The following is a 22,601-nucleotide window of genomic DNA, read 5'->3' on the forward strand; positions in this document are numbered from 1 at the left end:
GCAGCTTCAAGTAGGAATGGTATACGTCCAAAACAATTCCTACTCCATATCTGGTTAATAAAAAATCCCTCGATTGTCTCGAGGGATTTTCAATTATTGAATTAAAACGATATCAATTAATCGAATACAAACTGCAAGCCTTCAACTAACCAATCACCAGTCCAAACATTAATCTGCTTGATGCGTTTACCTTGCGGCACAGTGTACGTTTCAACTTTTTTGTTGCTCGCATAGTGGGTTGAACCCAATAACACGCTAGAGCCATCCTTCATCGTGAACTTAATCGCCACTATGTGGTAACCACCCCAGTTATAAAGACCAGAGGTAACTTCCACGGATTGCAATTGATCAAGAGCAATCGGTGCTCTTAGCACACCACCGTTAGTACCTTGTACTGGGCCGCCCACCAAGTTATTGGCCGTCGTGCCGATCGCATCGATCGCAAAACCAGAACGCAGATACATCTGGTTATCCGCCGTCACGACACGTTGCGATTGCTGAGTATTTGAGTAACCAAAAATTGGAGACTCACCACCCACCGTTGCACGTAATGTACTCGAACGGTATGTATTATGGCTCAACCAACTTGGCTCAACAAAAGTAGGTAAAGTGCCATCTTGATTGATGTTGGTCAGGTGGAAAGCGTGCTGGTTCCAAATACGAGTCGCATTCTTCCAAGGTTTTGCACTGTCCGCCGATTCATAAACAAACACACCATGATTAACGACATAGTTTTTATCAAAATCATTAGCAACAACAATCAGCTCTGCATTATTGTCACCTTCCAGATCGACCACGATAGGATATTCCCAAAGTGTCGCCGTTGAGTGCGCTAACGAAGCACGTTCTTTACCCGTTTTGCCATCTAACACACGTACACGAGCATGGTCTTGCACGAGTACTTCATCGATACCATCATTATCAAAGTCATAGGCAGACACACCAATTTTGCCGCTGCCAGTATCATCGTTCGCAACAGACCAAACGCGCTCACCTTTGCTATTATACATATCGACAGCGGCATAACCCGCGTAAACAATCCCTTTTACATCCAGATCATTGGTACCATTTAGCGTAGCTAACTCAAACTGAACACCGTCCAACAGCCAACCAGCGCTCCAAGCTTTAATGCCTTTAATACGACTACCTGCTGGTACAGTAAAGCGCTCGGTCTGCTTGGAATAAGCATAGTTTTTAGAGCCCATAGAAATCACGCTACCGTTGCTCATTCTAAAATCGAGCGCCAATAAATGATAACCACCCCAATAGTATTTACCCCAAGTCAGATCAATCGCTTTAATATCTTTGACGTTAACTGCGGCATTAAGATTGCCTCCCGTACCACCGACTAAAGTCGAAGCAGAGGCACCAATCGCATCAATCGCGAATCCTGAACGAACAGAGATTTTACCATCGACCGCCAAAACAATAGAAGCAGGATTGCTATTAGGTTGATAACCGTAGATTTTTGAGAACTCAGTCGTTTCAACTGCTTGAGCTTTGCCTAAAAAGTTAGATACCGCCTGCACGCCACCGCCTGGATTGGCAGTATTGTTGATTTCCCACTTAATGGTGCCATCGTGTTCTAGCACAGCAAAACGTGCGTTATGCCCAGTTGATGCAGAAGCAGGAACTGAAGCGATAATCTCTGGCTCAGCATCATTATCTAGGTTAACCAGCGAAGAGAACCAAACTGCATCATTGGCATGATATTGCCAATTGATCGCGCCGTTATTTTGAAATAGAGTACCACCTGAAAAGACTTCTTGTTGCTGGTCGCCATCGACATCAACGTTGATCGATGACGGTGCCCAAGGGTGGTTAAAAATCAGCCCTGTGTGGTAGTTATACACACCATCTGCAGCCAGAATTTCGACGCTGCCATCATGGTCTAAATCAGCCAACGTGATATCACCAACAATACGCCAGCCACTTTCTGTGGTTGGGATCTGTTTTTTGATGTTGCCTTGGTTATCCAAAATCGTGATGAATTGATCGCGATTGTTGGTTGTAACAATTTCAACGATTCCGTCACCATCCAGATCGCCTACGGCAGGAGAATAACGCGCATCCGCGATCACACCACCATTCGCATAACTCCACAGCTCAGAACCATCCACACCACTTAAAGCACGCACTAAACCGCCATTGGCATATTTGTTTCCTTCAAATGTCACTACGATCAAATCTGCGACATCTTTTTCATCAATCTTGCCATCGCCATTGTCATCATTCAGTTGCGCGGCAACCGGCGTAACCATCACTTGGTTAGAATTAGGTTGGAAAGCACTGCCTTGCCAAGACCACTTAAGCTTCATATTGAGTGCAGAGCTGTCACCTTCATAAGGAACAACACGCATTGAACGAGGCTTTGAGAAATCAAGAGTTTCGCCATTGTAGGCTGTGACTGCTCGCATCTGCTCATTTTGAGTATGACCACCAAATACCGCTAAACGGTTATAAGAGAGGTTATCCCAATCACTCAGCATGACACCTAAGCCTTGTGGCGCTTCCACATCCACTTCATGAGCATAGATATAAGCAGGCAATGAGTAGCCTGAGCGCTCACCCTCTTTCAAACAGAAACGCTCACCCGTTTGGCGGCTAACGATACAAGCCTCTGGATAAGTTTCAGAAGCCAGCACTCGCATTGAGCGTGGTTTAGAAAAATCTAAATAAGCGCCGTTGTAGGCCTTAACATTCTTAAGATCTTCGTTGCCAGTATAACGATTGAACACAGCCAAACGGTTATAAGACAGGTTGTCCCAATCACTCAGCATGACAGAGACACCACTCGGAGCCTGTACATCGACTGGATGAGCATAAATCCAGCTAGGTAGGGAGTATCCCGAGCGCTCTCCTACATTCAAACAATATTTTTCGCCATTCAGGCGGCTGATAATACACCCTTCGGCTTCATTCGTTGTGGCTTGAGCCACGGTGCTACTTAGCGACAAAAGACTGACAGCAAGTGCAATATATTGAGACGTCATCTGTAAGACTCCCTTTACTTGGGGTTGATTTTTCAAAGCCAGAAACGATATGCATCTGGTTGATTTTTTTTGTAATTATTATTTTTCAAACCTAGGAACTGGTGAACTGGTATCGTAAATTGCCAATAAAAATCCGACGGAATTATCAATAAATGGAAGGGATATTTCAACACAACACGCCTATTTTTACGCCTCACTAATGAGACATCTCAAAATTGAGAAACGAACCGACTACAGTGAATATCTCTCTGTTTTTTCAAGAAGCGTTTTATAGGTGCTGTTATACTTAAAGCAATTAGATAAAGAGGGTGGCATCTTGCGTTACATATTTATTTCACTTATCTTACTCAGCCTAAGCCCAGCTATTATCGCTGAAGTCGTTTCTCATAATGTAATAGAATATGGTGCCATCGCAAATGATGGAGAGGATGATTCATCCGCATTTCAAAATGCACTGAATCAATTAAATGATAATAATGTACTGATTATTCCCTCTGGCGAATATCAGATTTGTAAAACCCTTTATTTAAAGGAAAAGAATAACATTGAAATTATTGGCTCCATACACAGTAAATTAAAGAAATGTAGTCCATTTAATGGTGAATATTTACTCCATATAACATATACACAAAACATCAAGCTACAAGGTCTTAGTTTTGAGGGACTTTATAATGGCGATCTAAAACCTATGTGGGGAGAACAGGGGGTTTACCTTGGTAGCACCAAAGGATCTTTAGTGGTTCAAAATCAGTTTATCCACTTTGGTGACGCAGCATTGCGTATGACCACAGCAAGCCAGGACTACTCTATACCACCCGGGTCGATGTCAATCAGAGTTAGCCACAATCGCTTTGAACATTGTGCTCAAGTAACCACAACGCAAGCGGCTGTGGGAACAGAAAGGCCAAGCACGCAAGATATTATTATTGACAATAATCAATTTAATGCTTGTAAATTAAAATTATCAGCACGGGCCGATACCAAAAGCGCCAAAGTCATTAATAACCAATTTGAAAATATTAATGGTACTGCAAATGAAGTCAGTTATTATTCAGACGTTTATTACTCAGGAAACACTTTTCATAACATAAATGGATTTGCCATAAATATTTACCCTAACTCTAGAACAGAGCAAAACATTCAATGGGGTAACATTTCAATTATTGGCAATTTTTTTGATACTGCTCAACAAGGAATACGCTTACAAAGCTTTAGTAAAAATAACCCAACCAATCAATCCATTAAAAACATTCAAATTAGCAATAATACATTTGAAAGGATTTACTTTGGTTCTGAAATAGAAAAAAAATATAAATCGATTATCCGAACTAACAGCCAAGATGATTTGGTTTCATTTGAAAATGTCAACATTACTGGAAATCAGTATCAATTAACACCATATAGTAAATTCATCTCAATTGACGATAAAAGCAAGCTTATTAACATTAAAAACAATGAACAAATTTATAATGAAAATTGTCATATACAGGATGTTATTAAAGATTGATAAGTGGCACCACCAGCAAGATGCAACTATTTAATCGAGTTCAAGAGTAAGCGACCACTATGCAATTCAACGTTAAGAATATATTGCTTATACCATTCAAAAAGTACAATAAAAACCGCCAAAGGCGGTTTTTATACACATAAGGTTAGGTCACTAGATAAAACTATTTTTTTACCACTATCATTGACTGCTCAACTCGCTCACCAGAGACAGTATCTACAACCTGAGCATTAATGGTATATTCACCTGCGGGATAGCTTTTATCGAAATTAATTCCACGCACTTTTGAATAAGTATCACCTGAAGCAATAACCCATTTCTCTCTCGCGTTGACAGGAATAATCAAACCATCAGGACCTACCGCTGTCATCCAGAATTCGACGTTAGCTTCTCCCTCACGGCCATTATTTAAATCAATGGTGAATGGAACAAAACCGCCGGTACTTTCCACACTATTAATACCAAATTGATTTTTGATATCAATAGTCAAACCATTGAGTTCAGGTAGGCTATTTAAATCGACCCCTTTCACAAATTCTTGGTTGGCTTTAAATACTTCTCCATTTTCTGCAACGATTTGAAGAGAAACAGTATATTTACCATCAGCCATATACTCTGGAACCCAGAAACCACGTGTAACATTCAACATGCGACCATCAGTAAGAGCATCAGACTCTTGCTGCGCTGTATCCACCCCAACTACAGCCCTGGCTGGGAAGTAGATACCTTCTGGACCTTTAATAGATAGCCAGTAATTGAACTTCACTGTTTCACAGCTTTCATTACGGATCCCTAGCTGACTGGCAATATATCCACCGTTACGTGCCAACTGGTTTTGATTTAATGAAAGGTTTGCTTCAATCACTGGCTGTAACTCACAATCCACTTCCGCATAAGAAGCAGTTGAAAATAACAATGCCAAGCATGATGCCAGATAATAATGACGTTTGTTCATGATAGATCCTTTAAAGTTAGACAACCATTTGTTTTTACAACTGGCGCTAAGGCTAATTGATAACTATAGAAAATACATCCGCTTTTTATTAAAGGATCAGCTTTTATCAAATCTAAGACAATTACATTGACTAAGTATTAATAATAATAAACAGAATTGATTCAACTAATAATTTCCCCAAAAATAAACTAAAGTTTACTTTCACCTGGTCAATTTAATTCTTTCGTTTTACTTTTTCATTAAGTAGTAGCCAAGCATAACGACTATTGGTCACTAAATAACGCTTCCACATTCTTCCAGGTTCTTGTAATACACGATATAACCATTCCAACCCAGATTTTTGCATCCATAAGGGTGCACGAGAAACATGACCTGCGACAACATCAAATGTTCCCCCTACCCCCATCACAAATAACACACCCAACTGCTCTTGCCAGCGGTTGATAAAATTCTCTTTTTTCGGTGATGTGATCGCAACAAACAGAAGTTTTGCACCTGACTGACGGATCTTTTCAACTATCGCGTGTTCATCATCCCAAAAATAGCCATGGTGATAACCCGCAATCACTAATTGTGGATGCTTTGCCTGCATGGCCGCAGCCGTTTTTTCAACAATCTCCGACTTTGCGCCTAGGTAGAACACTGGCATTTGTTCTTGTGCAGCCATCGCATTGAGCTCTAGAAACAAGTCAACACCCGCCACTCGTTCGGGAACTTGGTGACCTAAAAAGCGCGCGCCCCAAACCACACCCATACCATCGATATTGATAATGTCACACTCGGTCACGGACTGAGCCAATTCAGAATCCTTACGCATATTGACTAACTTAGCAACATTGACGACCACATGCTGGGTAAACTCTTGTCGCAAAATGCGATCGCGGATCAGAGCAACAGTTTCACTCATCGAAGCCACATCCATTGGGCTACCAAGAAAATTAATGCGTTTCAATCGGTTATTCCTCATTGGTAATTCTTAAATAAAAACGGAATGAAAAGTACATCCACGCCTGTGTCCAGCGCGCGTAGTGAATTCGATTAACCCAACGTTTGTTACGTTGATAAACAAACTGATCCCGCTCGGGCATGTACAGCGTTTGAATAGCACGCTGAATGACGCGTTTAACCAAAACAACATCACTCTCCTCACCTCCAACACTGAGTAAGGTAATAATTGCCTGTGATACTGAGTGCGGATCCAGTGGATAAGGATTGTTATGGTAATATTTCGCTGTTCCATCGGCTTCAAATAGATGCTGCTTGTAAAAATAAAAACCGCGTGCAATCACCTCATCAAATTCGTTTGTCGCTAAAGTAGTTCGTATGAGGTGTAGTGCATCTAAATTGTAGCCCGTATGAAATCCGTCAATAAACACATGATGATGACGAGTACCATAGGCCCAGCTGCCATCGGCAGCTTGAGCTTGAGCACTATTACGCGCAATGCGTAATGCCAACTCGGTGTAGTCTGGGCGAGACGTTTCTCGACCGACCACGGCCAGCCAAGCTGCCGCCCACAAACTGGCGTTGTGCACAAACGCCGTTTCCCCGGGGATATACGCAAAAAACTTCCCGCTCTCATTTTGAGTCAATAAATGGCCAGCAATAAAATCACCACTGCGCAGCGCCAACTCGACCCAGTCAGCTCGCCCCGTCAGTTGCCCCAATTGGTGTAAGGCACGGCTGACATAGACTGTCGTGATCACATTCGGCTTCCCCTTGGGAACAAAGAACGCACGCGCTTTCCAATCAAAATGATACCCCCAACAGGCACCATGCCAGATTTGCTCATCACAACGCTGAGCCACTAGCCACAGCGCAAGTTGCTCCGCTTCTGTGAGCAAAACGGGATCTTTTGTCACTTGATACTCTTCGATTAATCCGAGAATAAACAGAGCCACGCCTTTAGGGTTTCGCGCTTTGGGCACACCTAGCCATGGTCGAAGATTAAGGGGAGAGCGTTTGAACAACTGGATCCATGCTAAGCCGAAAGTCGAGTCTTTGCTTATCGGCAAGCGCTTGAACCAGCTTGAATTGAGTCCATCAAAAGGGTCATATCCAGCGAATTGTTCTGTACGAGCTTTATTCAATAAACATTGGCTAATGTCAGCTACAGTCGTCGATTTCATGATTTTAATAGCTCATCGTAGAGTGTTTGTAGACGCGGGATCACCGCCTGCAAAGAGAAGTTTTCGGCAAACTTTTGTTTAGCGGCCGTAGCAATACGTCGATTTTCCGCACGTTGCTCAATCAAATCTCCTAGTGCTTGCGCTAAAGCAACCACATCGCCAGCCTCAATTAAACACCCTTGTTCACCATCGCTGATCGCATCAGGAATCCCACCCGCTCGACTTGCTACCACGGGAATACCTGCCGACATGGCTTCTATCACTCCCATTGGAAAGCCTTCGTTATAGCTGGGTAAGCAATAAATATCCGTTTGAGTCAATAAGTTGGTCTTCGCCTCACCAGCAATCCAGCCTAAGCAGTACACAGAGTCAGCGAGCCCCATTTTATTAGCCATAGCTTGATAAATTTCAATATCGCCATCGCCAGCGAGATAAAGCTGCGCCTCAGGACAACGCTGTTTGACTAACGCAAAAGCTTGAATCAGGTCACCCACACCTTTGCGCGTGCCTAAACGACCAAGGAAGGCAATACGACCTGGTTGAGCAAGATGGCGATCTAAAGCCAAACTGGGTACGGCGTTATACAGCACAGAAACACCTTGTGTTCGTCCTATCACCTCTTGTAGCCATGTCAGCCATTGAGTGGATAGTACCAGTACATGATCAGCTAGAGCAAAAGTACGTCGAATGTGAGTTTGCTGATCCACATTGCACTCATCTCGATAGAAATCACGAAACTCAGCACCATGCAAATGCAAAATAACCTTACCTTTCAAAATATTAACCAGGCGCACAATCACAGATTTACGTCGATAGCTACCTCGTGATGACATGTGAATATGCACAAGGCCAACTCGGTAACGTACAAAGCAGTACAACAATTGGCAGAGAGCCAGCATAAAGCGTAATGTCATTCGCCATTTCTGTCCGTGGTCTAAACTTGAGTGTGAAGCAATCAACTTGATTTGGTTTTCCTCTAAAAAACCGCAATCAGCGTACGTTGAAACCACAGTTGCCACGCCACCTTGACCTTTCAGGTCAGTGGCGACCATTAGATTAATCGCTTTTCTCACAACACATCCTTGATAGTACAGATAGCTTGTCGAATCTTACCATTCCCGGTACGCTCAAGCGCTGCCACCATTTCTATGGTGACAATTAACGAGCTTCCTAAGCGAGCTTGAGTATTACCGATTAACTTTTGTTGCTGCTCTTCATTAAATTGCTCAGCATCCGCCACCACTTTCACCACAATCTGTCCACGTTCACTCTGAACAAATTGGCATGCTATAATCCCAGTGACACCTTTAGGTATATGGTTCAGGATATGCACTTTTTGACCATCTTCGCCGACGAGATAATCACCAACACGTCCCTTAATATGTTCAATTATTGGGTAGAATCTCCCACATGGACACTGCTTCTCGTCAGACAATACGACATGGTCACCAGTTTTGTACCTGACTAGAGGAAAGTAGCTATTATTGAAATTAGTGCCAACAATTTCATGAGTACCATTTCCCGCATCTAAAAATTCAACATGTGAGTAATCGGTGAGAACGTGATAACGACCATGCTCACAATTAGCAATTGCAGCAACCCTTTCAAATAGGCCATACCAATCAAACACTTTGCAGCCAAAGCGCGTCTCAATAACTTGGCGATCTTCTGCAGACAAAGACTCTGATGAAGTGATAATGGATTTGAGCTTCGCCGGATAATAACTTTGGTTAGCCTCTAAATAGCGGGCTAACGTAGCAATCGAAGAAGGATATGCTTGAATCACTTCAACTCCAAAATCGACCATAGCTTGCAGATAACTAGGTATCGTTTGCGATGTAAGATGGAAAGATGAAAGCACTATCATCTGTTCAAACCAGGAGTAGCGCCAAAACGACCCTTGTTTTTGACTCAATGGCACCACCATATCGCCCCTGATCCACGCTCGTTTATCACCTTTACGATACCCCGCCCAAGCCAACTGTCTTTCGACAAAGGCTTGCTCACGAATAACTGAATTCATGTCTTGCAAAATAGTCAGAGGCGTGCCGGTTGTACCACTTGTAGCCCCTTTCACTACCACAGAAGGTTTGTTCTGCGAGATAAACTGCTCGTGGTCATGACGCAATACCGCTTTATCCAGATATGGAAAAGCCTCAAGCTCAAGATTGAGTAAGTCTAAATTCTGATAAAACGGTACATGATTACGAGCATTAGCTAAGGTGTTTTGAAGCTTATCTTGTTGGTAATCGCCTAAATGGGTGCGCGAAAACTCATTAGCCTGGATCTCTTTTAGAACGGCGCGCATCTCGCCGTTTTCTCTGACCATCTTACGTGAAAGCGCCCGCACAGAAAGCATTACATTTTGCAGCCAGATTGGTGCTTTAACATAAAGTGAACTTGTAAACATCAGTAAAAGTCCTTGGGATTAATATTTGTTTTGATCACTTTGGCGGGCATTCCGACCACAACGCTGTAAGGGGGGACATCTTCAAGTACCACAGCATTCGCACCAATCACGGCTCCATCACCGACTCGAACATCACCCAGTACTTTTGCCCCAGTGGCGATATAGACGTAATTACCGATCACTGGAACATTATGTGAACGAGAACGGCCACCAATAGTTACATTGCTTCCAATCACACACTCTTTGCCGATTACACAGCGCTTATGAATTACAACCGCAATTCCTCCATAGCCAAAGACAGTCCCCTTACCAATTTCAGACTGACTATAGACCGCACAGTTATGAACCAAACGAATCAAACTATTACAAACCTGAGGCAATAGCGGTATGCGGCGCTTATAGAAGAAATGGCCAACACAATACAACCACATTTCTTATCTCCTAATAACTCTTGTTCGCCAACGAGCGATCAGATGAACGATAACGACAGACTAAAGCCACAACTAATAACATTAGTGCGGGGGTCTTCACCGTTAGTGCATTGTTAGTCAGTGATATCAACATAAAACTGAGTAAAGCAACTTGAGCAGGAAATTCTTGTCGGTAAATCAAGCGCACTGGAACAGTGTAAGTTGCCAGTAATAAACCAATCCCCCCCAGTAAGCCAAAGTTTAGAACCCATCCAATCAAATAGTTTTCCACGACATTGATCCCGATATAAAAGGCGATATCACTAAGTAATCCATGAGATGCGCCAAATACCCACTCCGAAGGTGAAAGCTGTTCAAGCAAAATAAAAACATCGAATCGAGCTTCGGCACTTTTGTCGATGTACAACTTAGACAGTATTCGCTCGCCTATAGGAGTTAACACTAAGGTCAAAATAACGGCAATCACAGAGAAATAGACCAAGGCCTGCAGATAAGCGAATTTCAACTTGTGGTAACGAACGCCTTGGCCTAAAAAGTCACGTAATTTGGGCAACAGCATCAGAAAATTTCCCAATAGGAAAATCCCCAACGCAGCTCGCCCTCCAAAAGCAAACAGGGCTAGCACGATAACAGAGACATACAAAGCCGCCGGAATTCGTGTATAACGCATCACAATCGGCGTTAATGATGCCGTAATGAGAGCATTGTTCAGTGGATGAGCCAAAAATGCGGTCGAACGGAAAGTTGAAAAACTTCCAATCTCTACAGCCACAATACTCTGCACCAAAATAAGCTCAATAATAGCAATACAAGCATTAAGAAATAGAAGATAGCCGAGTAGAGCCAGTAATCGATTTTTAGCTGTATCGGATAACCCGTATACAACAGGAACCACAACCAAAGGGATAAAAATCGTATCAATAAGATAAGCGAGTCCCGACGTACCGAATCGCATAAAGCCGTATAAGATAACGGCCAGCATCGATACCATGGCCAGCCACCATGCTTTTTTAAGCTCATTCAAAGGCTTAATAAGATTAAAAAGCCCTACCCGTAATATCAACAGAGCAAAAATTCCCATAGTCAAATAGGAATAGACATGAATTTTGAGTATGGGGCTCCCGCCTTCTGAAACGTACTGAATGCCCATATTTTCGAGTAAAAAAGCCCCCAGCAGAAATGCACTGAGGACAATCAGAATCATCCATCGAATGAGATTACGTTCGCTCAATTGGGCCTCCAGATTGAGAATAAACGTTGACGTGCACTAAAAGCATTAGTGCACCACAAACAGATGCCATAAAACAACAATGATGAGGTGACATAAAAGGCTAGAGCGAATAATGAATGGATCGCCAGTGGCCACTGTTTCACTGCGTATAAGTAGCCGCCCATCAGAAGTGCCGAAATGATCACTTTGATGCTATCAATGCCAATAGCGTAACGATACCCCGATCGCCATGAGCTGATAAAAGAGAGTATTGCGACTAAGCCACTCACTATAAGCAAGGTGATAGCCGCGCCAAACATGCCAAATTGATTGAGCATAAAAGGTAGTAGGAAAATGCTCGCTACTAAGCCCGAGAGAGAAACCCATAGCAGCTTGCGAGTCTGTGATAGAAACTGCAAACCATGATCAAGGTAATGACATTTAAAATTAATCAGATAAACAGCGATCGCTAACACCCAGAATAGTTCGGTAGAACTACTGAGATATTGCTCACCCAAAAAGAGCCTAATGATCTCTTCTTGTAATATGCCAAGTCCAAGTAGAGCCGGAAAAGTAAGGGTAACCAATAAATGCAGATAGGTTTTATGCTGACTCACAAGGGTGATTTTATCTTCCGCATGCTTGGCCAAATTAGGATAGAGAGGCATAGCAATTACCATGAAAACTAAGCCCAGCACTCCCATCAATAAGTTGGCTTGCGCAGCATAGATACCCGTTTCGTTCATCCCAACGAAATGGGCGATAAATAAACGATCGACTCTTCCCCCTAATACGCCAATTCCTCCCGCTAACATGATCGGAATACCGTAAGTAAGCAGACGCTTTAACGTAGCAATATGCCATTCAGGCCGTCTAGGAAAACCCAGACCTAAAGCTCCAATGCCAAAGCTCAAGGTTAAAGCAAATAACGCAGACTCAATAGTAGCCGCCCAAGAGAGCGAAAGGATGGAGAGCACTACCGCAGAAATTGACTGCAATACGGTCGCTTGACGATAAGCGCTCAATCGCTCATTTAAGCGACTCAATTCTAACTGGTATTGAAATATCGATTTAACCGACAGTAAAGCACCCAGTATCAATAATCGTTCCCAATTCAATTGCTGATAAATGAATAAAGTTGCGGCGATAACAATAAAGCCAAGCAAAGATCCGATAATAACCAGCAGTGAAATGGTTTGAACGAGTTGGACTTGCTCCCGATCCGAGTACCCGGGGTAGAGACGTAACATCGACGTGTTGAGCCATTGAGTACTAAAAGCACGCACGAGTTCGAGAACCACCATAGCCACCGCTAACACACCATAATTTTCTGGTGTAAGGAAACGGGTTTGTACGGCGATTAGCATAAAAACGCTCAAAGCAGCAAAAACCTGCACAGGGGCATATCTGAGTAGGCTAGCAATCAACTCAGCACCTCTCGATAAAGATTCTGGTAATGTTCAATCACATTTTCTGCTGTAAACTGATCGCGTAAATAAGCTTGAATCGCTTGAGTATCGGCCATTTTGATCTCATTCATTCGCTTTGCAATCTCCGCTTCCTCGCCATCTCGCATGAAAACCACCCCCAACTTAGCAAACGTTGCTTGTCGCTCACCTAAAATCCCTACAGGAGTTGTAACCAACGGTAATCCTGCTGCCAACATTTCTAGCGGCGCTAAACCAAATGTTTCTTGAGCGGAAGTAAATATGCCTACATCAGCAAGCTGATATTGTTGGACAATTTCTTTTTGATTAAGCTTGCCAAGAAAATGCACATTTTGTTCAAGTCCATAATCTTGGACTAACTGTTGCAACTCCATGGAATACACGTGATCCACCTTGGGACCAATGATACATAAAGTGGCCAATTGACCGAGTTTTTTCAGCTCTCGTAATAATGAAATTGCTAATTCAATCCTTTTATGACGAGAAATAAGCGCACAAGTTACGAAGTGAATCGAAGAGCCTGAAAAGGTATGAGAAGGCTGAATAAAGTATTCCTGATTCACCGGATTACCTATCACCCGAATCGGCTTGGCCGTTTCGGGTTTCAGTGCCTGATGTAAAACTTCACCGACACACGTATAGGCATCCACAGAAAAGTCGCTCACCCAAGGAATTATTTGCTCATAAACAAAATCATTGAGTTTTGAAACAGGCTTACGCCCAATTTTTCGGTAGGAATGTAACGTCAAAACATTACGGGTTTTATACCCAATTCCAATCATCCAACTATTTAAATGAGCATGAACAAGGTCCGGCTGAAAAAACCTCAACTGCTCTTGGATACGTAACCAGGTAGATAATAGACTGGGCAGAGGTAGTCCAAATCGCTTTTCACGCAGCTGGCAAACCACAACTTCCACATTCTTTGATAGCTGGATAATCTCGCCTGAAGAAGAGTGATTATTGAGCGGATCAAACGCTAAAACCCGATAATGATATGGGCGCTCTTGATCAGCAAGTTGACGTACCAACATTTGACATACTGAATCCACGCCACCTATATTTTCTTCTCCCCAGTTCAGGGTTGAAATAGGCATGATCAGTAACACTTTTTTCATCAGTTCGATTCCATCTTCATCAATGAACAAAACGTTTAACCCCGACCACTTTTCTCTAGTAGTCAGAGTTGTGTAAACATTAGTCTTTATTTTTTGAGCGCAAGATTAGGTGAACTCAAGCAACCACACCTCTAGTATCAATCACGACTTTCTTAGCAAACGCCGTTTTATCTGCTTCTTTAAAATCTCGATGATCAACCAGCACCACAACGATATTGGCTAACTCTAAAGCACGCTCTAGCGAGACTAGTTCAACATCATGTTCTGTTAACTTACCCGGTAATTGGTGGATATTTGGCTCTACCGCTAGAATTTGTCCAATATTGTCTTGTGCTAAATGCAAAGTGATGTCTAAAGCTGGGCTTTCACGTAAATCATCAATATCGGCTTTAAAGGCCAAACCTAGGCAGGCAATGACTGGTTTTTTGAACTGATCTGCGGCTTGTTTTACCTGATCAACGACCCAGTGTGGTTTACCATCATTAACATGACGAGCAGCAGCAATCAGTTTTGCTTCTTCTGGGCAGCTGTTAACAATAAACCAAGGGTCAACTGCAATACAGTGCCCGCCAACACCTGGTCCTGGGTTTAATATGTTGACCCGAGGGTGGCGGTTGGCCAATTTAATTAATTCCCAAACATTGATTTTTAATTTCTCACAAATAAGGGAAAGTTCGTTCGCGAATGCAATATTGACGTCGCGAAAGGAGTTTTCTGTTAATTTCGCCATCTCCGCCGTACGAGAGTTGCTGATGATGCATTCGCCTTTAACAAAGGTTTTATACAGAGCCATCGCTTTCTCGCTACACGATTTACTCATACCACCAATCACTCGGTCATTGCTGACTAATTCTTGTAGTACATAACCCGGTAAAACTCTCTCTGGGCAATGCGCTACTTTAATGTCAGCCGTATCACCTTTATGCTGTGGGAAAGTTAAATCAGGGCGAGCCTCTGCTAGCCATGCGGAAAGCTTTTCTGTCGCACCGACTGGGGAAGTACTTTCCAACACTACCAAGTTGCCTTTTTCCAGAACTGGTGCAATCGCTTTGGCCGCGGCTTCTATATAGCTAAGATCAGGCTCGTGATTATCACCTTTAAATGGTGTGGGTACCGCCACTAAGAAAGCATCAGCTGGTTCAGCTGTCACGGTTGCTTTTAGTTTACCAGTCATCACTGCACTTCGAACTACGATATCTAAATCCGGTTCGACAATGTGAATTTCACCTTTATTGATTGTATCGACAGCGTGTTGATTGACATCTACGCCAATCACTTCAATACCACGCGAGGCTATAACGGCAGCCGTTGGCAGGCCGATATACCCTAAACCAATCACAGAAACTTTATTAAACATCTTATTTTCCTTAAATCTTATCTTGCTAGAATGTCGGCGATACGTTGACAGGCTTTGCCATCACCGTATGGATTGTGTGCTTGACTCATGAGTTGGTAAGCGCGCTCATCACTAAGCAACCGGTCTAACTCTTCACAAATCAGTTGTGTGTTAGTCCCAACCAGCTTGACCGTACCCGCGCTTACCGCTTCAGGTCGCTCGGTGGTGTCTCTCATCACTAATACAGGCTTCCCTAGCGACGGTGCCTCTTCTTGAATACCACCGGAATCGGTTAAAATGATGTGTGCTCTGTCCATCAAATAGACAAACGGCAAATACTGTTGTGGATCCACTAAGAAAATGTTTTCAATGCCTTTTAAAAGACGATTGACGGGCTCTTGAACATTCGGATTAAGATGTACCGGATAAAGAATTTGACAGTCAGGGTGACGCTTTGCTGTGATGGATAAGGCTTCACAAATACGCTCAAATCCATCACCAAAACTTTCACGACGATGGCCTGTAACAAGAATGAGTTTTTTATTGTTATCAAGCATCGGAAACTGGTGTGCCAGCGTAGCATTGAGATCTTGCTCGTTATGAATCTTGTTACGGATCATAAACAAGGCGTCAATGACGGTATTCCCAGTAATATGGATGTTCTCGAGGCAATAATTTTCATCCAATAAATTTTGTTGAGATGTTGCCGTTGGTGCGAAATGGTAGTGAGTCAATGCGCCCGTAAGCTTGCGGTTCGCTTCTTCAGGCCAAGGAGAATAGATATTGCCGGTGCGTAACCCAGCCTCAACGTGGCCGACTGCAATTTGCTGATAATAACAAGCAAGTGAAGTCGCAAACGTTGTAGCGGTATCGCCATGAACTAAGACGATGTTTGGTTGAAAGTCTTTTAGAACCGTTTCCATACCGTTCAAGATTTTAGTCGTTACTGTCGTCAGTGTTTGCCCTGGTTCCATGATATTAAGATCAAAATCGGGCACCACTTCAAACAACTCTAAAACCTGGTCAAGCATTTCCCTGTGCTGGCCAGTGACGCATACTTTTGTGTCGAAGCGGTTATCTTGTTTAAGCTGATGAACTAGAGGCGCCATTTTAATTGCTTCAGGTCGTGTACCAAACGCAATGAGTATTTTTTTCACTTTATTTATTTCCTTGGGCTAAACTAAACGACTGTTAAGAACAAACTGTTCAACGCTATTTCTTCAAAAAAGCAGATAAAAATGGTGAATAGCAACGGTTAAATACGCTACCGCCACTAGATGTCGCCTCTAGAATGCGCATTTTCTTCACATTTTTTTGCTTTATGTATATAAGAGAAAACTTATTAACCACCCATATTTAATCACCTACTTACAAACTATGAGTAGAAATTAATTGCCAAACTGTTGCTTTGTTTTTTGGGGTAGGTAATCAAAAAGTCATATAAAACTTTCTATGTGCTACACACAAAGTTTCATTGCACTTTCCTTTAATTGATATTGTTTAGATATATGTTCGATGATCCCTTGGGCCCCGCTCTCTATCAGTTCCAAAACCCGTTCAAACATATGAATATTTCCTTTGTAAGGATCAGGGACTTCCGTGACACCGATGTGACTATGCGATAGAAACAGTGAAAGTTTCTCTTTATGTTTAGCAGGACAAATGTCAATCAGATCCGCTAAGTTGGCTTTATCTAAGGCAAAAATAAGATCAAATTTTTCGAAATCCTCAGAACAAACCTGCCTTGCTCTTAAATTTGACATTGAATAGCCACGCTGCTCAGCGACAGATATTGCTTTGGGATCTGGTTTTCGGCCCACTTGATAATTCACAGTACCAGCGCTTTCAACAAATAAATTAATTCCATGTTGTTGCGCTTTTTGGCTCAAAACAGCTTCAGAAAGCGGTGAACGGCATATATTTCCCATGCATACGATGAGGATAGAGAGTTTTTTATTTTCCATGGCCATTACTGATGCATTCACTTCATTTTGTCTCTGTATTAAAGAGGTGGATAGAGTATCGCAAGGCGCATTGCAATGGGTGTCTCAAAATTGAGTCTATCTATAATTAATACCTAAGATTTAAATAGGAAAAATGAACTGGCTATTTTGATGGATTATCGAAAATGGCATTAACCATTTGATATCTCGCTTGTATATTCAAATAACTTGATGTGATAAGCCGGCCGCATGTGATTTCATCTAATGGGCATAGATAACGGTGAATGGAATAGGTGTGAACGATGAACAAAGAAGAGCCTGCAGGGCGCAGGCTCTTGATACGTTAATCAGTGAACACTTCTGGTTTTAACATCATGCAGCAGTTCTTGATTAAGTTCAGCTTCAACATGACCTGGAGAGCGTGTTGATGCCGAGACCAAACGATACATAGCAGGGATAACAAACAGAGTGACTAAAGTGGCAAAACCCATACCGAAGAAAATCACTGTACCCACCGCAACTCGGCTTTCATAGCCTGCTCCTGTCGAGATAATTAATGGGATGGAACCTGCTAAAGTAGTAAAGGCGGTCATCATGATTGGCCGTAAGCGCCTTGCTGAAGCATCAATAATTGCTTTTTCAAACTCAACCCCTCGGTCACGCAGCTGGTTGGCAAATTCAACGATCAAAATGCCATTTTTGGTCACCATACCGATCAGCATAATCATCCCAATTTGGCTATAGATGTTGATACCTTGTCCCATAATTGATAGACCAAGAAAGCCGCCAAACACACCCATCGGCACCGTCAACATCACCACTAACGGGTTGATAAAACTTTCAAATTGGGCGGCTAGTACCAAATAAGCGACAAGCAGCGCTAACGCAAATACAATGGCTACGCTCGATTGGTTTTCTTTAAAATCTTTTGACTCACCTGAGTAACTAATGGAAATATCACTAGGTAGCGTTTCAATGGCTTTCTGATCTAGAAAATCAAGCGCTTCGCCCAACGTGTAACCAGCCGATAAATTTGCAGTAACCGTGATCGCCTTTTGCTTATTGTAATGAGACAAGCGGATTGATGATGCCACTTCTTCCACTTTCGCAAGTGCATCCAGTGTAACAAGCTCACCGGATGCGGTTCTCATGTAGATCTGGCTTAAATCGGAGGCGTTATTGAAGCTATTTTCGTCCCCACGGAGATAAACATCATACTCTTCGCCACGCTCAACAAAGCTGGTTTCACTCTTCCCGCCGAGCATCACTTCTAACGTATCTGAAATATCCGCGACACTGATCCCCAATTCCGCGGCACGCTGCCTATCAATCGTCACCACCAGTTCAGGTGTCTTTTCGGAATAATTGGTGTCAGCACCTTCCATAAAGGGGGAACTTTCAGCTTCCGTTTTTAACAATTCAGCCCATTTTTTTAGTTCAGGATAGTCTGACCCACCCAACACAAACTGAACAGGCTCGTTAGAGCCACCACGAAAGCCGGGCATAAAGGGCATAACTCGTACATCGGGAATTCCCGTTAGCGCTTTTTTTACCTGCCCTAATGCTTGTTGAGCGGTGATGCTTCGTTCGTTCCAGTCATCCAAAATCATGATAACAAAACCCGTCTGATCACCCGCTTGCCCACCGAACGCGGGCGATTGAATACTAAACGACTTGAGAAAACCTTTGCCAACCAAAGGCATTAACCGCTGCTCAACAAGATCCATATTGGCCGACATCCGGTTATAACTGGTCGCATCCGCTCCGCGCACAAAGGCAAAAATAACGCCGCGATCTTCTGAAGGCGTAAGCTGAGAAGGCACTTTCTGCATCAGAAAATAACTGCCACCAACGCATGCAAGGATGACGAGCGGTGCAGCCCATTTCCAACTGATAGCAAAACGTAAAGAGGATTTGTAACTCGCTTCTAAACGGCCAAAAACACGATCAACAAAGCGATTAAAACGGTTTGGTTTGACATTGACCTTTAAAATCTTACTACCGAGAACGGGCGTTAAAGTTAACGCTATTAGCGATGAAAAGAGAACCGACATGGCCAAAAGTACAGAGAACTCGGTGAACAACAGGCCGACCATACCGTCCATAAAAGAGATCGGTAAAAAGACCATCACTAATACCAATGTGGTGGCAATCACGGCAAAGCCGACTTCGCGCGTCCCTTTATAAGCCGCCAGCAGTGGCTTCTCTCCCTGTTCTATGTGATGAAATATATTTTCCACCACCACAATCGCATCATCAACAACCAAACCAATGGAAAGAATCAGCGCCATCAAGGTGATAAGGTTAATGGAGAATCCGAAATAGTAAGCGGCAATAAAAGAAGAGATCAATGATACTGGCACAGTAACGGCTGGGATTAGCGTTGCCCGAACTTGGCCGATAAAAATGTACAGTACCAAAATCACTAAACCACCCGTGATAAACAGTGTGCTATACACTTCCGAAATTGAGCGATCAATAAAGACGGTCGAGTCGTAGTCAATGGCCAAGCGCGTTCCTTTGGGTAGAAACTGCTGAATATTATCGACTTCTTGATGGACACGCTGCGCCACATCCAAGGGGTTAGCATCTGACTGTGGCACAATGCCCATGCTCACATTAACCACACCGTCGCTTTTGAAGGTTGAGTTTTCGTTCTCAGCGCCGATGAAGACATCCGCGACATCTTTTAAGTAAATCGGCGAATTGTCACTTGCGCGCTTAACCACCAAATAGTCAAAATCTTGAGCCGTTTTGTACGCTCGGTCGGTACGCACCGACATTACTGTCGAATCGTTACGCACTTCCCCGCCCGGGCTTTCAATATTTTCACTGCGCAATGCACTTGATATATCAGAAGTCGTGACACCACGCCCAGCCATCAGATTCGGCTTGAGCTTGACATACATCACCTTATAAAGACCACCAGACACATCCACAGAACTGACGCCAGAGATTAAACTAAAGCGGTCAATCAAAGCTCGTTCGATATAATCGGTCAGTTGGGTTCGATCCATCTCTGAAGAACTGAGATTAATGTACAAAGAAGCTTCACCAGAGCCATTATTTTTGAATACGGTTGGATCATCTGCTTCATCGGGTAATGAGCGCTGCGCTCTCGCAACGGCGTCGCGGATATCGCTCACACCAGTATTGAGATCGTAACCCAGTTCAAATGTAACAGTAATCCGTGACATGCCATTACGCGTGGTGGATTCAATTTCATCAATCCCGCTAATGCCTGCCAGTTGATCTTCCAATACCGAAGTGATTTGGCTTTCAATGATGGTAGCTGAAGCCCCTGCATAGCGAGTACTGATTGAAACCACCGGGCTTTCAATATCGGGCATTTCCCGGACCGAAAGCTTAGAAAATGACACTAGACCAAAAACGCATAACAGTAAGCTTAATACCACCGCCGCCACAGGGCGCTTCACTGAAACATCGGATAACCACATTATTTGTCATCCTTTTGTATCGGCGAGCCATCCACATTGACTTCAGTAACGACAATGCCGTTTCTCATATTCACGATGCCTTGCACCACAATCTTATCGCCAATGGCTAAACCTTTATCAATCACCACTTGATTGTCGATCCGCGCGCCAAGCCAAACTTCCGTGCGTATTACTTTATTATTGCTATCAATCACATAGACATAGCGTTTAGTGCCTGAATATTCGAGTGCTTGAACGGGGATAATGGGCGCTTCAATCGCTGGGAAATTCAACTTAGTAGAAAGCAACATCCCGGGTTTTAGCTTGCCATCTTGGTTATCGAAATGAATACGGACACGCAAATTCAAGGTTTCACGGTTAATGCGTGAATCAATACCCACAACTTTGCCGGTAAACTCGTTTTTTGCCCAAGCATTACTCTTCGCCGTCACCGTCATACCTTTACTGATTAACGAAAGGTAACGCTCTGGCACTTGGATATCGAGTTGCATCACCGATAGGTCATCTAAAGTCAGCAATTCCGTCCCTGCACTGACCATTTTGCCCAAACTAAAATCAATAAAACCAACGGTGCCATTAAATGGCGCGCTAATGTGCAGATCGTTTAAATTTGCGTTTGCTGCATCTAAACGTGCTTGAGCAATATCAACACTCGCTTTTTGCGCATCGATTTCCGTTTGGGTAATGGCGTTCCGTTTGACCAAACGTTCAAACTCTTTCAACTTACGCTGTTCATCGTTCAAATAGGCTTGAGCCTCTGAAAGTGTGGCTTTGGCTTTATCATCATTAAGCTGAATTAAGAGCTGACCTTTCTTGACCTCTTGATTGGCTTTAATCGCAATATGGCTGACCTTTCCCGAAACTTCAGATGAGATCTCCACTGCTCGTTCAGCTTCTAATTTACCAATCAGTGAAAGAGACTGAGACACTTGATGAGTTGCCACACGCTCTGCGACCACCGCAACGGCTTGTGGCGCTTGCGCAGCGAACGCACTTAACGGTGTGGTAAGCAAGGTAACCATCATTAACGAAAGAATAGACGTGTTTTTCATAGTTTTTATTCAACAATAAATAGACTGATTGAATTGTAACTGCTTATACGACGCTCGAACGTCAAGGAGTGTAAATCTTATTAAATATCTGTAACGTGCGTCATAACTTAGCCTCCTCCGGCTGCTTTTTAGGCGTCACACACAGGCTATACCCAAACAACTTGAAGTTGCAGGTAGGCGGCAAGTAAGTTCATCCCCATGAGCATAGATAAACTATGTGATTGGGGTGAGCGAACGTAGCCAAACACCGCTGCAGCTTCAAGTGGGAAGGGTATAAATAGAGCAAAACTATCCATTCCTCCCCCCTTTGCCCAAAAAGGCAGCATTCAATTCAAAATCATAAGAAAAAGGCTTTACAGAGAGAGCGAGTTTGCTATCATGCGCTCCGCACTTGAGCAATGCGTTGGGAAAACGTTGTTTAAGCATACTGTGAGCCAATAGTGTCCTTATAAGCACTATAAATCACATTGTATGAAAACCCTCTGGAGGGGTTCCCGAGTGGCCAAAGGGAGCAGACTGTAAATCTGCCGGCTCCGCCTTCGATGGTTCGAATCCGTCCCCCTCCACCATATTCTCTCGTAAGAGAAACCTTGATTGATACGTTGGGAAAA

17 protein-coding genes and 1 tRNA gene are annotated in these 22,601 nt (G+C 43.2%); 2 read left to right on the forward strand and 16 right to left on the reverse strand.

All coding sequences use genetic code 11. The annotated features are described in order from the left end of the window. Positions 1–116: 116 nt before the first annotated feature. Entirely contained in the window at positions 117–2,993 is a 2,877-nt protein-coding gene (locus EXZ60_RS13945) for a beta-prism lectin domain-containing protein (RefSeq protein WP_277435860.1), read from the reverse strand. Between the two features lie 274 nt (positions 2,994–3,267). Between EXZ60_RS13945 and EXZ60_RS13950 the strand changes: the two genes are divergently transcribed. After that, positions 3,268–4,500: a glycosyl hydrolase family 28-related protein gene (locus EXZ60_RS13950; RefSeq protein WP_277435861.1), complete on the forward strand. Its 1,233-nt coding sequence runs from the start codon at positions 3,268–3,270 to the stop codon at positions 4,498–4,500. A gap of 163 nt (positions 4,501–4,663) precedes the next feature. On the opposite strand, the gene EXZ60_RS13955 is transcribed toward EXZ60_RS13950, so the two are convergent. The 15 genes from EXZ60_RS13955 to EXZ60_RS14025 all read right to left on the reverse strand — a co-directional run bounded on the left by EXZ60_RS13955 (position 4,664) and on the right by EXZ60_RS14025 (position 22,286). Further along, on the reverse strand, positions 4,664–5,455 hold the full coding sequence (locus EXZ60_RS13955) for a hypothetical protein (protein WP_277435862.1): 792 nt from the start codon (positions 5,453–5,455) through the stop codon (positions 4,664–4,666). 214 nt (positions 5,456–5,669) lie between these two features. Then, positions 5,670–6,422 (reverse strand): exopolysaccharide biosynthesis glycosyltransferase VpsK, encoded by a 753-nt coding sequence (vpsK, locus tag EXZ60_RS13960; protein WP_277435863.1) that lies wholly within the window; start codon positions 6,420–6,422, stop codon positions 5,670–5,672. Then, positions 6,412–7,584, reverse strand: coding sequence for an exopolysaccharide biosynthesis protein VpsJ (vpsj, locus tag EXZ60_RS13965; RefSeq protein WP_277435864.1), 1,173 nt, complete (start codon positions 7,582–7,584; stop codon positions 6,412–6,414). The genes vpsK and vpsj overlap by 11 nt, the downstream gene beginning before the upstream one ends. Then, positions 7,581–8,657: an exopolysaccharide biosynthesis glycosyltransferase VpsI gene (vpsI, locus tag EXZ60_RS13970; protein ID WP_277435865.1), complete on the reverse strand. Its 1,077-nt coding sequence runs from the start codon at positions 8,655–8,657 to the stop codon at positions 7,581–7,583. The genes vpsj and vpsI overlap by 4 nt, the downstream gene beginning before the upstream one ends. Next, positions 8,654–9,994: an exopolysaccharide biosynthesis protein VpsH gene (gene vpsH / locus EXZ60_RS13975; RefSeq protein ID WP_017049473.1), complete on the reverse strand. Its 1,341-nt coding sequence runs from the start codon at positions 9,992–9,994 to the stop codon at positions 8,654–8,656. The genes vpsI and vpsH overlap by 4 nt, the downstream gene beginning before the upstream one ends. Next, positions 9,994–10,425, reverse strand: a complete 432-nt coding sequence (gene vpsG / locus EXZ60_RS13980) for an exopolysaccharide biosynthesis acetyltransferase VpsG (RefSeq protein WP_017049472.1) — start codon at positions 10,423–10,425, stop codon at positions 9,994–9,996. Before vpsG ends, vpsH begins: the two co-directional genes overlap by 1 nt. 10 nt (positions 10,426–10,435) lie before the next feature. After that, on the reverse strand, positions 10,436–11,656 hold the full coding sequence (vpsF, locus tag EXZ60_RS13985) for an exopolysaccharide biosynthesis protein VpsF (protein ID WP_277435866.1): 1,221 nt from the start codon (positions 11,654–11,656) through the stop codon (positions 10,436–10,438). Next, entirely contained in the window at positions 11,653–13,062 is a 1,410-nt protein-coding gene (gene vpsE, locus EXZ60_RS13990; protein ID WP_277435867.1) for an exopolysaccharide biosynthesis flippase VpsE, read from the reverse strand. Before vpsE ends, vpsF begins: the two co-directional genes overlap by 4 nt. After that, positions 13,059–14,201 carry a VpsD family glycosyltransferase gene (locus EXZ60_RS13995; RefSeq protein ID WP_170888588.1) on the reverse strand — a complete coding sequence of 381 codons (1,143 nt, stop codon included), beginning with the start codon at positions 14,199–14,201 and terminating at the stop codon, positions 13,059–13,061. Before EXZ60_RS13995 ends, vpsE begins: the two co-directional genes overlap by 4 nt. Positions 14,202–14,316: 115 nt before the next feature. Next, a complete protein-coding gene (gene vpsB / locus EXZ60_RS14000) occupies positions 14,317–15,558 on the reverse strand; it encodes a UDP-N-acetyl-D-mannosamine dehydrogenase VpsB (RefSeq protein WP_017047992.1) in 1,242 nt (413 codons plus the stop codon). A 17-nt stretch (positions 15,559–15,575) separates the two neighbouring features. Continuing rightward, on the reverse strand, positions 15,576–16,694 hold the full coding sequence (wecB, locus tag EXZ60_RS14005) for a UDP-N-acetylglucosamine 2-epimerase (non-hydrolyzing) (protein ID WP_081245367.1): 1,119 nt from the start codon (positions 16,692–16,694) through the stop codon (positions 15,576–15,578). A gap of 300 nt (positions 16,695–16,994) precedes the next feature. Continuing rightward, positions 16,995–17,522 (reverse strand): low molecular weight protein-tyrosine-phosphatase, encoded by a 528-nt coding sequence (locus EXZ60_RS14010; RefSeq protein WP_013857370.1) that lies wholly within the window; start codon positions 17,520–17,522, stop codon positions 16,995–16,997. Positions 17,523–17,827: 305 nt separating this feature from the next. Then, positions 17,828–20,938 (reverse strand): vibriobactin export RND transporter permease subunit VexH, encoded by a 3,111-nt coding sequence (gene vexH / locus EXZ60_RS14015; protein WP_277435868.1) that lies wholly within the window; start codon positions 20,936–20,938, stop codon positions 17,828–17,830. Further along, entirely contained in the window at positions 20,938–21,990 is a 1,053-nt protein-coding gene (locus EXZ60_RS14020; RefSeq protein ID WP_194661767.1) for an efflux RND transporter periplasmic adaptor subunit, read from the reverse strand. The genes vexH and EXZ60_RS14020 overlap by 1 nt, the downstream gene beginning before the upstream one ends. 146 nt (positions 21,991–22,136) lie before the next feature. Continuing rightward, the gene (locus EXZ60_RS14025) at positions 22,137–22,286 is read right to left on the reverse strand and encodes a hypothetical protein (RefSeq protein ID WP_170899536.1); all 150 of its coding nucleotides are present in this window, start codon (positions 22,284–22,286) and stop codon (positions 22,137–22,139) included. A 188-nt stretch (positions 22,287–22,474) separates the two neighbouring features. Here EXZ60_RS14025 and EXZ60_RS14030 point away from each other — a divergent pair. After that, positions 22,475–22,559: transfer RNA gene (locus EXZ60_RS14030), tRNA-Tyr, on the forward strand. Positions 22,560–22,601 lie beyond the last annotated feature (42 nt).

The organism is Vibrio sp. 1151_11 (assembly GCF_029478525.1).
GTDB lineage: Bacteria > Pseudomonadota > Gammaproteobacteria > Enterobacterales > Vibrionaceae > Vibrio > Vibrio anguillarum.